This window comes from Thalassolituus sp. UBA2009, assembly GCF_002335285.1.
Taxonomy (GTDB): domain Bacteria; phylum Pseudomonadota; class Gammaproteobacteria; order Pseudomonadales; family Oceanobacteraceae; genus Venatoribacter; species Venatoribacter alkanivorans.
Genome location: NZ_DDCJ01000050.1, coordinates 1 through 11,805, shown reverse-complemented (window position 1 = coordinate 11,805; position 11,805 = coordinate 1). Strand labels below are relative to the sequence as shown.

General features: G+C 46.7%; 13 protein-coding genes. 10 read left to right on the top strand and 3 right to left on the bottom strand.

All coding sequences use genetic code 11. From position 1 onward, the window contains the following. Nucleotides 1–221: 221 nt before the first annotated feature. From B3P58_RS05470 to B3P58_RS05455, 4 genes are all read left to right on the top strand, one after another. Nucleotides 222–1,358: an SMP-30/gluconolactonase/LRE family protein gene (locus B3P58_RS05470; protein WP_286716440.1), complete on the top strand. Its 1,137-nt coding sequence runs from the start codon at nucleotides 222–224 to the stop codon at nucleotides 1,356–1,358. Nucleotides 1,359–1,442: 84 nt separating this feature from the next. Next, nucleotides 1,443–2,102, top strand: a complete 660-nt coding sequence (locus B3P58_RS05465) for an LON peptidase substrate-binding domain-containing protein (RefSeq protein WP_286716439.1) — start codon at nucleotides 1,443–1,445, stop codon at nucleotides 2,100–2,102. Between the two features lie 66 nt (nucleotides 2,103–2,168). Then, entirely contained in the window at nucleotides 2,169–2,717 is a 549-nt protein-coding gene (locus B3P58_RS05460; RefSeq protein WP_286716438.1) for a rod shape-determining protein, read from the top strand. A gap of 107 nt (nucleotides 2,718–2,824) precedes the next feature. Next, entirely contained in the window at nucleotides 2,825–3,226 is a 402-nt protein-coding gene (locus tag B3P58_RS05455; RefSeq protein WP_286716437.1) for a hypothetical protein, read from the top strand. Nucleotides 3,227–3,414: 188 nt separating this feature from the next. Here B3P58_RS05455 and B3P58_RS05450 read toward each other — a convergent pair whose 3' ends face one another. After that, entirely contained in the window at nucleotides 3,415–3,633 is a 219-nt protein-coding gene (locus B3P58_RS05450) for a hypothetical protein (protein WP_286716436.1), read from the bottom strand. 210 nt (nucleotides 3,634–3,843) lie between these two features. Here B3P58_RS05450 and B3P58_RS05445 point away from each other — a divergent pair, with 210 nt between their 5' ends. Next, nucleotides 3,844–4,605, top strand: a complete 762-nt coding sequence (locus B3P58_RS05445; protein ID WP_286716435.1) for a helix-turn-helix domain-containing protein — start codon at nucleotides 3,844–3,846, stop codon at nucleotides 4,603–4,605. A 30-nt stretch (nucleotides 4,606–4,635) separates the two neighbouring features. Here B3P58_RS05445 and B3P58_RS05440 read toward each other — a convergent pair whose 3' ends face one another. Together B3P58_RS05440 and B3P58_RS05435 are read right to left on the bottom strand one after the other, a co-directional pair. Further along, entirely contained in the window at nucleotides 4,636–5,031 is a 396-nt protein-coding gene (locus B3P58_RS05440; protein WP_286716434.1) for a VOC family protein, read from the bottom strand. A gap of 471 nt (nucleotides 5,032–5,502) precedes the next feature. Further along, nucleotides 5,503–6,471 (bottom strand): integron integrase, encoded by a 969-nt coding sequence (locus B3P58_RS05435; RefSeq protein WP_286716433.1) that lies wholly within the window; start codon nucleotides 6,469–6,471, stop codon nucleotides 5,503–5,505. 357 nt (nucleotides 6,472–6,828) lie between these two features. Here B3P58_RS05435 and B3P58_RS05430 point away from each other — a divergent pair, with 357 nt between their 5' ends. The 5 genes from B3P58_RS05430 to B3P58_RS05410 all read left to right on the top strand — a co-directional run bounded on the left by B3P58_RS05430 (nucleotide 6,829) and on the right by B3P58_RS05410 (nucleotide 11,761). Then, nucleotides 6,829–7,167, top strand: coding sequence for a hypothetical protein (locus B3P58_RS05430; RefSeq protein WP_286716432.1), 339 nt, complete (start codon nucleotides 6,829–6,831; stop codon nucleotides 7,165–7,167). Between the two features lie 113 nt (nucleotides 7,168–7,280). Further along, nucleotides 7,281–7,754 carry a hypothetical protein gene (locus B3P58_RS05425; RefSeq protein WP_286716431.1) on the top strand — a complete coding sequence of 158 codons (474 nt, stop codon included), beginning with the start codon at nucleotides 7,281–7,283 and terminating at the stop codon, nucleotides 7,752–7,754. 97 nt (nucleotides 7,755–7,851) lie between these two features. Further along, nucleotides 7,852–8,199: a hypothetical protein gene (locus B3P58_RS05420; RefSeq protein ID WP_286716430.1), complete on the top strand. Its 348-nt coding sequence runs from the start codon at nucleotides 7,852–7,854 to the stop codon at nucleotides 8,197–8,199. 106 nt (nucleotides 8,200–8,305) lie between these two features. Continuing rightward, a complete protein-coding gene (locus tag B3P58_RS05415; RefSeq protein WP_286716429.1) occupies nucleotides 8,306–9,265 on the top strand; it encodes a DUF6602 domain-containing protein in 960 nt (319 codons plus the stop codon). Between the two features lie 81 nt (nucleotides 9,266–9,346). Then, nucleotides 9,347–11,761: an AAA family ATPase gene (locus B3P58_RS05410; protein WP_286716428.1), complete on the top strand. Its 2,415-nt coding sequence runs from the start codon at nucleotides 9,347–9,349 to the stop codon at nucleotides 11,759–11,761. Nucleotides 11,762–11,805: the final 44 nt, after the last annotated feature.

Here is an 11,805-nt window from a genome sequence, read left to right as displayed (position 1 = left end):
TACTTAGTGTCGACAGGCCCTAATAAAAATAACAGTCTTCCCTGGCTGTTTTGCCTGATTTTTATTATCGCCAGAGTAACAGTGCCGGCGGTTATTTTACGTTAAAGAAAAGCCCGGACAATCCGGGCCAGTTATTTGCACCTTTAACCATGCTGAACCAGTTTTGATAAGTCCGGTGAATTCCGGGCCTGGAATAATCAAAACAATAAAAAGGATTCTGCATGCGCAACGTTGCTCTTACCCGCACTCTGTTTGTTGCCGGACGCTATCTGCGTTCTTTCTTTGCAGTGAAACTGCTTTTTTCCGAACGGTCTTTACGCATGATCTGCGCATTGATAACCATTTTTGTACTTACCGGTTGTATCGAAAAAGAAACTCTGGTGCGAATACCGGATGCTGAAAATATTCTGTTTACCTCCACCGGAGATTTACTGGTCAGTGGTGGTAAAAATATTTATCAGATCCGGCGTTCAACGGATGCCCTTGGCAATACCAGCTACCAAAGGCGGGCACTGTATGAGGGAAGCGACTGTGCTTTTGCCGGTATTGCCGAGCATAACGGCTGGGTTTTTACGGTCTGTCAGGAGAACCGGCTGGAATGGCGCTGGTTCCGGCTGGTTCTGGTGCAGGATACACACCTGCTGGCAGCCAGCCTAAAGCAACGGCCTTTAATATTCCGCGCACTGGATCGTAAAGGTACAACCGATCCGCTGGACAGTTTGTCCATTCCCAATGGTCTGGCATTTGCTCCGGATGGAAACTTAATAATTGCCGATACCAATTATTTTGGTCGTTCAGCACTGGGCCGCATCAGTCTGGATTATTCGGCATCACTGCCAGCGATTAAAAGCTTTGAAAAAAACTGGCTGGGAGATGCTTACGGCATACAATCGCCAAATGGTGTGCGGGTCAGCGGTAACACACTGTACGTATCGGATGGTAATAAAGTACGCCGCTTTATATTTAATGCGCAGGGAGAAATACCCTTAACCCTGACGGATTACGCCGGCAACAGCATCAGCAATGCTGCGGCCGACAACGTATTGTTCAGCGGTGCGACACTGATTGACGACATCATGCCGTACTGCGGTGGTATTGCCGTGGCGATGTACCTGCAGGGGCAGCTGGTGTATCAATCGGCGGCCGGGGACCGAATAGCAACAGCACCGCTGAGCTTTGAATCACCCAGCTCGCTGGCTATTGGTGCCGGAGAAGGCTTTAACGGTTACGATTTACTGGTAACAGAGAAGGGCCTTATTTTTGATCAGCTTTCTGCTCTGGGGAACCGTCTGAGCCGCGTGCCGCTGGCAATGGATCTGGCCAATGCGGAAACCTGTCGTGCTATAACAGCGCCTTAGATTTATCTTCAGCCATGCTCTGCAGCCTTCTGAAAATCACGTTATAGTGGCAGTAAGCCTGACGTGCCGACGTGTGGAGGTTGTATGAGCAGATTGTGTATTTTCCCGATCCCGGGTTGCGTTACCTTTCCCGGTACTGTGTTCCCGCTGCACGTGTTTGAGCCACGCTATCGCGCCATGATCCAGCATTGTCTCGACACCGGCATGCCGGTCGCTATCTGTCATACCGAAAAGATGATCAGCCCCGGCAAACCCACCGGGAATCTGAAAGAGGCGCTGAACAGCAATCAGGCAACCTACCGGCCATATCCGGTTGTCAGTGCCGGACGCTGCGAGTTGGTAGAAACCAGCGATGACGGCCGCATGTATCTGAATGTGCATCTTGAACAGCGTTATCGTCTGGGAGACGCGGTGCAGTTATTGCCCTATCAGATATACGAATGTGAGCCCTTTCCCGACCGCGAATTACCCGCCGCAGAAGCACAGCTGGATGACGCTGATAATGCCCTGTTAAAAGATAAAATCCTGCATCGCCTTTACGCGCTAGGGCAGGGTGATGATGTAAAACGCAGTATCGAATATTTAATGGAATCGGAAGAATGGCAGACAAAAAGTGCGCAGGCATTCAGTTTTGAACTGTTTGGTATGATCGCTTTCGATGCCGATATTCTGCAGGAGATACTGGAAATGGATTCGGCCAACGAGCGCCTGAACTACACCTTAGCCCTGTTAAATGATGTATAACATTTACCTGACATTCTTTAGCCACAAACCGCCCGGGAAGGCTATTACCAACTAAATGGAGTAAACATGCTGTCTGCTTTTATCCGCTCATTGCCATCAGGAACCTGCTATGCGCAATTGTGGAGCGACCGTATCCGTATAAGCTGCACGCAATCAACCAGGGTTTTTGACGACCAGCCGTTATTGGCGATACGTACCGAAAACGGTAAAAGAATTGTGATGGCTGTCGGACGTAAAGCCGCACAGTTGTATCAGCAGGAGCAATTAAAAGAACAGCGCAACGAACAACAAAATGAAAAGCAAACGCAGGATATAACACTGGTTAATCCTCTGGATCATCCACGGTTGTTAATTGCCGATTTTGCTTATGCAGAACGGTTGCTGCGTTACGGCATTGCCTGTGTGTATGAAAAAAGTATTCTGCCGCGCTCGCCTGTGCTGATTATTCAGCCGATGGAAAAAACAGAAGGCGGTATCAGTGATATTGAGCGGCGCATGTACACCGAGCTTGGATTAAGTGCCGGAGCACGCAAAGTGTATGTGCATGATGGAGCGCCTTTGGCTCATCCGGTGAGGGCTGGCAGCAAAGAACTGGGCAATATCCTTCGGCGCTGAATTATTCAGAGGCGCTCTTGGCTTTATTTTTAGTTTTGTCATTTATCTGTCATATAATATTGGCAGCATCCGTTCCTCTGTGATTCTTACCCGGAAATGGATGTTCTGTGAAAAAACTTCTGATGTTTGCTGCGCTTGTATTAGCTGGCTGTGGTGCTGGTGATAAGTCTGAAGAGACTTCCATCGCCTGCAACTCTTACAACATTCTTAATGCCACGAACTATGAGCTCAAATTTACTCTGAAAGAACGGGCAGAGACAGCTCCGCGGATATGGACTTTGCCTCAAGGGGACGATTACTGGTTTTTATACTGCCATGCGTCAGACCGTTGGAATGGCGGCCCATTATTGGATAAGAATGTGGAAAGTATTCAGGTTACAACCATTGGCTATGATCCTGAGCTGACGTTTACCATTCCGTTGGATGTCACCTTCTGGGTGGCCGAAAACTATCCGGAAGATTGGACAGTTAAATATCGCTTTAACGTGTTGGATACGTATTTAAGGTAGTTCTGAGACCACTGGCGGCTATTCTGAAAGAATAAAAAAGCTTGAATCCGGTGCCTACCGGATTCAGGCTTTTTGGGTTTCAGGTCTGGAATCTGTGGTCTGATATCCGGGGTAGGGCTGCCAGGGTGTGAATATTGGTATATGGCAGAAATACCGGTTGCCGACACTTAACTCCCAGCTCGATATTGCTAACCGCTGATGGCTGCAATTTTCTCCTTCAGTTTTGCCTGGTCGCGCTCAAAGCAGGCTTTCTTTTTCTGTTCTTTTTCAATCATCGCCGCCGGTACGCGGGAGATAAAACCATCGTTGTTCAGTTTGTTATCTATGCGGTGAATTTCGTCTTCCAGACGTTCCACTTCGGCGGCGAGGCGGGTGAGTTCATCGGTGTTTTCCATCAGGTCGGTCATGGTGATATTACCTCCGTGTGTATGCTGCACAATATGGCGACTGCCATAGCAAACCTGCTTCAGCTCATTGATAGCGCAGGTTTTTTAGTTGAAACTCTGCATTAAAGTGTAGCCGCTTTTACGGGTTTTGCCGTAAATCAGCAGCAGGAATGAACTAAGCGCGTAAGCCACCACGCAGGCGGAGTGCATTCCATTAGTGAGGGTGTGCCGATGAATCCGGTTGTTTGTACCTGGTCAGCCGAACTGCCAGCGGGAACAGAGGTTATCTGGCCCGATGGTTGCCGTGATGTGATCGCCATTCTGCCGGCCGGACAGCCCGCAGCTCTGCTGTGCAGCGGACTGGACCAAAGCGTGCGCCACATACAATGCCAGACTGCCACGCGCTTTATCGGCGTGAGGCTGGCGCCGGGAGTCCGGTTCGCATGGGAGCGCGACGCCCCGTTCACGCTGCTGAATGACAGTAATCTGCAGCGCTGGTCAGCGCCGCTGCAGCAGCTGACTGACCAGCACTCTGAGGCAGATAACAGCAGCGCCAGTGCGGGCAGTCTGCTGCCTTATCTGCAGCAACAGATTGATAACCACGCCATAACGCCGCCGGCCTGGATCGGCACTTACCTGGCTGAGCTTGCCGGATGCAGCGCTTATCCTCCGTCGCCAACAGGCGCTCTGCGCTGGCCGCGCAGCGAACGCAACATGCGCCGCCTGCTGGTGGAGTACACCGGCAGGCCACCGAGTTACTGGCAACAACTGGCGCGAATCCGCGCGACCGCACGGGCCATTGCCGGCAGCGATGAACCACTGGCTGCACTGGCAGCAGAATACCACTTTGCCGATCAGGCCCATATGAGCCGCGATATCCGCCGCTGGCTGGGATGCACCCCGGCCATGTTACGCACAGACAATAACGGCAACGATCAGCGGGTCAACAATCTGGCCCGGCTGAGCGCGCCGGATGCCTTTACCCTGATTTAATCCGGTGGCCGCGATGGCTGATTCTGCGTCTTAATCCTGCGGCAGAAAGAACGGCTCAAACTCCGCTGCAGGTGCAATGGCATGATGGCAATACACCATCACCCCGGCCGGATCGACCACCCCAAAGCCACGATCCCCCCAGGGATGATCATCCAGCGGAATCGCCACCGCCAGCCCTGCAGCCATTAAGTTTTTGTGCAGGACGTCAGCATCTTCCACGCGGATATTCAGAAAAATACCGCCGTTGAAAGGCACCATACCCTGCTGTGGCTCCATCAGACACAGCTCCTGCCTGTTACTGAGGCGCAGCACCACATACCAGCCACAATCAAACAGCGGCCGGGCAGCAAAATGCTGCTGATAAAAGCGACGGGCCTCCGCCAGCTGGGCCGTTACCACCGTTATGCTTGCCGATTCAATCTTCATAAAACCTCCGTTGTATTCAAAGCCCGGCCAGTACAGCGCAAATAGTCTCCGCTGTTTTGAATAATTCGGCCAATGCCACAGATCCTGAAAAAGAAGGAGCTGAAAAAGAAAGGCCTGAAGAAGAGGAGGCTGAGTAAGGTCAGGAAATCTGCGGAACACGATACCGCAAGCGCGTTGGGACGTTCTGCAGGAAGTGCTATGGAAAGTGCTCTTCGTAACGCTTTGGGATACGCCGTCGGAAGCATTATTGGAAACGTTGCTGGCAAGAGCCAGCAGTAATTGATCAGTAAATTATCAGTTGAGGGGGCCCGTAAAGTCCGATAGTCTAATGAAAAAGCAGGGATTGCTGAGCCTACCCGCTCGTCTGAGCAGCGGAACGGATGCTGATAGTCCCTGAGAATCATATGCGTAAGTCAAACTTTGCCAGTCCTGTTATGGCATGAACAAGGAAGGGCGGCAGCGTGCCTGAATTCAGAACGATGCAATGGCATCCAGAGGGCTTGCAGTGCCAGCAAAATGTTGACCAATAACATGGGTATAAATCTGGGTTGTTTTTACATCAAAATGCCCCAGTAACTCCTGCACGGTGCGAATATCACGACCAGTACGAAGCAGTTCGGTAGCGAAACTGTGCCGGAAGGTATAACAAGTAATGCGCTTATTGGTAAGTCCGGATTTTATAACCGCCTGGCGAAGTGCTTTCCGAGGAACAGAGTCATGCAAATGGTGCCGGCAAAGAGTGCCAGTGATCGGGTGATTACATAAACCGGATGATGGAAACAAAAACATCCAGGCAGCTTGTCGATAAGCAGAAGGATACTTTTTGGACAGTATTCCCGGAATTGAAGGGCCTATGCCCTGCAGGTTGTCAGACTCCTGCAGCCGAAGTACGTTATAAATCTCTGCTTCAATGGCAGGGCGCAATGAAGGACTTAAAATAGTTACACGGTCTTTAGCGCCTTTGCCATCATGAACCGTCAACGTTCCATGAGAAAAATTAAAGTCTTTCACGCGTAAGCGCAGGCATTCAGTAATACGAAGACCAGAACCAAACAAAAGGGAAAAAATCAGCTTATCGCGCCCTGAAAGCTCGCGCAGAATAGCGGCAACCTCTGACGTGCTGAGCACTTCGGGTAAGCGTCTCAGCTTGGTTGCAAAGGTAAAGTCCAGGTCTCCTAATGGCTGTTGCAAAAACTGGTTATATAAAAATGCCAGTGCGTTGAGTGCGATTTTTTGCGTATTAATCGCGACGCTACGCTTTGCAGCAAGATAACTCAGGTAGGCCATGACATCATCGCCGCCCAGCGTCGCCGGATGTTTGAGACGATGAAAACGGATGAAGTCCTTGATCCAGTAAATGTAGGTATGCTCAGTACGGAGGCTCATTCCGCGCAGGCGCATAAACGTACGAATATCATTCAGGAAGGGGCTTTTACCCATATCAATACCTCACACGAAGTACTGTATATAAAAACAGTGCATTTGAGTTTTTGTGAAATCAGTGCGCGTTTAGGCGCGAGTGTAAAGATGTATATGCTCGAATTGACACCAAAGCCAAAAATAAGGGTTATATAATCAATGAGTTACGGGATTGTCGGAAGTGATCGTGCGCAAAGTGTAAAGATGATCGTGGTGCGAAAGCGTGCTTGCGCGTTTTTATCCTGGTAAGAGTCTTATTATCGGCTCTTTTCGTAACAGTGACAGTCGGTTAGGCTCGGAACTTAAAATCAAATGAAGGTGTGTAAATGAGCACGCCTACGAATAAACTGTTATATTTCTTGAGAATCAACAACGTACATGAATAACCGGCTAGCTAGTTCTTTAACTCTAGAGCAAATAATAGAACGAAAACTATCGTTTCTTGAAACGAACGATATCAGCCCGTGGGATGGAGATAACTCCGACTTAGGCGAACGTGATGCACTTAAGCAAATGCTTAATGATTCAAAAAATCTAACTGAGCAGGTATTTGAAGCTAAATACAAAGCTGAGTTAGCAAGGTTAAAGAAGCGAGCTGAATCAAAAGAATTCTCGATTGAGGATAACGATGATTACTATGAGTCTTTTAACAACACTATTGTTACGATCTTAGAACTCATAAACCCAATTAATCTATATGATTTGGAAGATGACTGAAGTTCAAAATATAACAAAACGCTGTAGCAATAAGGCCCTAAATTCACCGCTTCGCGGCGGGCCTAGGATTCACTCCTTCGTCGCTCACCGCTAAGCTTGGCGTTAGAGTAAATATGAAATTTTTGATTAACGCGAATGTCTGTGACTCCAGTACGGTTGAACTAGCTAAAGAGTTAAGACGTGAATTTTCAAAAATTGCGGAACAACTTAGCGGAGATTACGGTGGTAGTATTGAGAACTTGTGGATTGATCTAGAGCTCTCAGAAATGAGGATGCTAGCTTTTGGTAAGCCTCCAAAGCTGTTTAGGTATCAAAAAAGAGTTTCTGGTGCTTCACGAATGAGGCTTCCTGCGGTTCCAGATTCTTATAATGTCGGTCATTATAGTGTTAGGCCTGACTTTGAATTTATTAAGAAAAATACTATTGAACAAAACATTAATTATATTTTTGGTTTGATTTATAACTCGACCGAGGTTTTGTTATCAAAACAAAAGAAACTGGGTGGATTTGATGCCACTAAGTTCAGAGATGCCTTTTCCTCGGCTTGTGTAAGTCTTGGGTATAGAATTCATGATGAAATACTCTAACAAAACGCTGAAATTCGTTACGGCCACAGAAAACGTGGTCTTCACTAGGACTCGCTTCGCTCGCCGTCTAGCGGGGCGTTAGCATGCAAGGAAAGTCGTGAAGCACATTTCATTCTTGGTTGCAGTACTTCTGATTGGGTGTTCCTCTTCTTGGAGTGAAGGACCCTATGAAGTTTACTGGATAGACGGCGTTAAAAGCCTTGGCTTTAACGTTGGTGATGGAGCATATATTGGGCGTATTGATGAGCCTAAGAGTATCAATACAAATGAAAAATACATTTCAGTATATGCTTGCCCAGAACAATCGTGTGCTTACTACTACATAGATCGGGAAAAAGACCATAAGTTTGCGGATGCTACCGAGTTTGTCTTTGGTCCATACACGAGAGAATCGTTCATTGATATTCAAAATAAATTGGTATTGCCAGAGATAAATGAGCAGTAAAAATGCTAACAAGGCCAGGCACGGCGACGGCTTTACCGTTACGGCTTCGCCTCCACAACAAGGCCGCGCGTGCTGGCGGCGTTAGTGCCTTTTCGGAAATTTGAACATGGCCGTAAAAAACCAGTATCAGAACTTGCTAAGATCTAAGATTGTATCTGCCATATATCAAGCAAAAGCGGCGGCAGGCTTCTCACACCAAGGAGTAAAGGGCACTGTTCTTGAGTTGCTAATTAGCCAGCTATTTCAACCATTATTGCCAGCTGACGTCGGAGTGGGTACTGGGCAGATAATAGATAGCTATAGTGGGAAGCTTTCGGGGCAAGTAGACATTATTCTTTATAATAGGGCTATCTTGCCTCCAATACTGATGGACGAAAAAGTTGGCGTTTTCCCAATAGAGTCTGTTCTTTATACAATCGAAGTTAAGACGACGTTAAATGCTACCGAGCTAAAAATGGCGCACGAGAGTGCAAAAAATATAGCTCAGAACTTTGGTTATCGTCCTGGTTTGAAAGGTGAAGATGGAAAGGAAAAGCATCACTCAATCGAGAAAGTAAGATCGGTAATATTCGCTCTTAATTCGGATCTTAGTGGCAATAAACTAAATGAGGCTGAGCGATATCGAAAATTATACGGCGATGATACAGCACACATAAGAGCTATTTGTGTTGCTGGAAAAGAATATTGGTACGATAACGGAAATTACTGGATAGGTTTTAAAGATGGTCAGGATTACGATGAGATTCTTGCTTTTATTGGTGGTGTGACTAATACCTATCGAGAAGTTTCGATTAGTCGGGGTCAGCCTTGCTTAGGTCACTATGTCATTCCTGAGGCAAAAGGATTTGTTGCGACGAAATCTCGGGATGTAGCTTCGGTAACGTTGACCTGTGAAGATTGTGGCATTGAAGGCGAAATGGTCCCAAATATCGGCCAAATGAATATCACTATTAATGGGGCTATTTCATCAAAAGAAAGCTGTCCTAATTGCGGAGGCAAAATGTCTTCGGAGAGTGGTGTCTATGTTTTTAAAAGTGGGCAGCTTATTGAGAGTAAATTAGGCTAACAAAGTGCTGCTAGGACAAACCTACGCTGCGCTTAGGTTTGCCCCAGAGAACGGCGTTAGGCATCATCAAAAAGGACATGCATGAGCGGACATATAAAAAAAATAGACTCAATTAAGAGTATGGCGGTCTATGATGATTTTCAGTGGTCATCATCCATGCGAGATGCAGGTAACAACATCGCAGAATTTAAAAACCTAAACATCATATATGGCCGCAACTACTCTGGTAAAACAACACTCTCCCGGATCTTCAGAGCTCTCGAAACCGGCACGATATCGGACAAATATAGTTCACCTGAGTTTCAATTGTCTTTTGATGGCGGCAGGATTGCCACGCAGAGGTCATTAAGTAATCATGATCAAATCGTTCGGGTTTTCAATGAGGACTTTGTCCGAGACAACCTTCGGTTCATTGTTGATGACGAGCAGACGATCAATTCATTCGCAATCTTGGGGGAAGACAACACAAGGCTTGAGGAAGAAATCGAGAAGCATGAAGCCGAACTTGGGAGCGAAGAGGACAAGTCTGGACTGCTGGGAGAACTCTTTGGGGCTGAAGAAAAATTCAAAGGCTCCAAAAAAGACCATGACGACAAGTCGTCAGAATTGGAGGGGAAGTTACGTGATAAAGCCAATAAGGCAAGCACTGGAATCAAGCACAATAAAACGTTTGGTGATGCCAACTACAATGTTCCTAAAATAAAGACGGACATCTCGACTGTTACTAAAGACACTTATTCTCCGCTTACTGATGAGCAGGTGAGCAAGTTTCACGACCTCCTTAGAGAAGAACCCAAATCGGAAATCCCTGAATCATCAACGTTCAATCTTCAATACTCTACTATCGTTTCAAAGGCTAAAGAGTTCATTGAAAAAAAGATTCAGGCATCTGATCCAATTCAGGAATTGCTAAACGATGCGGCTTTGGCCGCGTGGGTGAGGACTGGTCGGGGCCACCATCAAGAGAAAAGAGATAAGTGCGCATTTTGTGGCAGCGATCTTCCTGAAGATTTGTGGGAGAAGCTGGACAAGCATTTTAATCAGGAGTCTGAAGAGCTTCGTCAAGCATTGGAAACCCTGCTTGGATCGATTGAACGTGAGCGATCCCGAGTTCCTAATCTACTGAAAATCAAAAACTCGGATTTCTACTCTAACTTTACAGCCGACTTGGATTCATTGGCAGAACAGTTGTCGACCTTATCAGAGTCTTACAGCCAGAGTCTGGATTCGATAAAAGAACAGATCGAAAAAAGAATAGATGACATTTTTACGCCTCTTGAGTTTAAAACATCTGAGTCTATTGAAGATGCTTTGAATGCGGTCAGGGATTCGTATGAGGAGCTCAGAAACGAATCTAACCAGCTTACAGCTTCACTAAGCGCCGACCAATCAGAAGCTCGTGCGGCTCTCCGCCTCCATGAGGTTTATACATTCATAAACGACATTAAGTATGGAGACGAGTGTACGATCATTGAGGCATTGAATGTGGCTATGGGCGAAGCGAAGGAAGCTAAAAACACCGCAAAAGAAAAAGTTGATGTAAAACGAGAAAAGATCGCTGAACTGAAGGCCCAGTTAAAAGATGAAAGCAAGGGAGCTGATAGGGTAAACGATTATCTGAACAACTTTTTTGGCCACCAGTCTCTCTCACTAAAAGCCATTGAAGAAAACCTGGGGGACGCGTCATCTGGATACCGGTTTGAGGTAACTCGAAACGGCAAAAAAGCATTCCATCTCAGCGAAGGTGAATGCAGCCTGATAGCTTTCTGTTACTTCATGGCCAAGCTTGAAGACATAGAGACTAAAGGTAACCAGCCAATCATTTGGATCGATGACCCCATTTCCAGCTTGGATGCAAACCATATCTTTTTTGTCTACAGCCTTATTAATGCTGATATTGTAACGCCAGAGAAATATGAAGATGACGGTGAGATCAAGGAACGTGACCGTTTTAAGCAGCTATTTATTTCGACTCACAATTTGGATTTTTTGAAGTATCTGAAGCGGCTTCCCGGCGCTTTGAACACAAAAAAGTCCCAATACTTTATCATTAACCGAACGGATCAAGTCAGTGACATTACATTGATGCCTCGATACCTGAAAGACTACGTCACGGAGTTTAACTTTCTGTTTCATCAAATTTATAAATGCGCTCATGCCCAGATCGAGTGTGATGAAAATCATGATTGCTACTACAACTTTGGTAACAATGCCCGCAAGTTTCTTGAAGCATTCTTGTACTACAAATACCCCAATGCCGTAGAAAAAGATGATAAGTTGGCGCGTTTTTTCGGAGATGATGCATTGGCATCGTCACTAACGGATCGCATCAATAATGAGTTTTCCCATTTAGCAGGTGTATTTGAGAGAAGTGTTTTGCCTATTGATGTGCCTGAGATGAAGACAACGGCAAGTTTTATATTGCGAAAAATTGAAGAAAAAGATCCGGACCAGTATTCGGCGCTACTTCAAAGTATTGGGGTAGAAAATGCCTAACAAGCGCATGTTGTCGGACTGTGATCTTCCCCCGTTTTAACGGA

What these genes read in the sequence shown, in the direction of transcription:
- B3P58_RS05470 (WP_286716440.1), top strand. Translation starts at nt 222, where the DNA reads ATGCGCAACGTTGCTCTTACCCGCACTCTGTTTGTTGCCGGACGCTAT.
- B3P58_RS05465 (WP_286716439.1), top strand. Translation starts at nt 1,443, where the DNA reads ATGAGCAGATTGTGTATTTTCCCGATCCCGGGTTGCGTTACCTTTCCC.
- B3P58_RS05460 (WP_286716438.1), top strand. Translation starts at nt 2,169, where the DNA reads ATGCTGTCTGCTTTTATCCGCTCATTGCCATCAGGAACCTGCTATGCG.
- B3P58_RS05450 (WP_286716436.1), bottom strand. Translation starts at nt 3,633, where the DNA reads ATGACCGACCTGATGGAAAACACCGATGAACTCACCCGCCTCGCCGCC.
- B3P58_RS05445 (WP_286716435.1), top strand. Translation starts at nt 3,844, where the DNA reads ATGAATCCGGTTGTTTGTACCTGGTCAGCCGAACTGCCAGCGGGAACA.
- B3P58_RS05440 (WP_286716434.1), bottom strand. Translation starts at nt 5,031, where the DNA reads ATGAAGATTGAATCGGCAAGCATAACGGTGGTAACGGCCCAGCTGGCG.
- B3P58_RS05435 (WP_286716433.1), bottom strand. Translation starts at nt 6,471, where the DNA reads ATGGGTAAAAGCCCCTTCCTGAATGATATTCGTACGTTTATGCGCCTG.
- B3P58_RS05430 (WP_286716432.1), top strand. Translation starts at nt 6,829, where the DNA reads ATGAATAACCGGCTAGCTAGTTCTTTAACTCTAGAGCAAATAATAGAA.
- B3P58_RS05425 (WP_286716431.1), top strand. Translation starts at nt 7,281, where the DNA reads ATGAAATTTTTGATTAACGCGAATGTCTGTGACTCCAGTACGGTTGAA.
- B3P58_RS05415 (WP_286716429.1), top strand. Translation starts at nt 8,306, where the DNA reads ATGGCCGTAAAAAACCAGTATCAGAACTTGCTAAGATCTAAGATTGTA.
- B3P58_RS05410 (WP_286716428.1), top strand. Translation starts at nt 9,347, where the DNA reads ATGAGCGGACATATAAAAAAAATAGACTCAATTAAGAGTATGGCGGTC.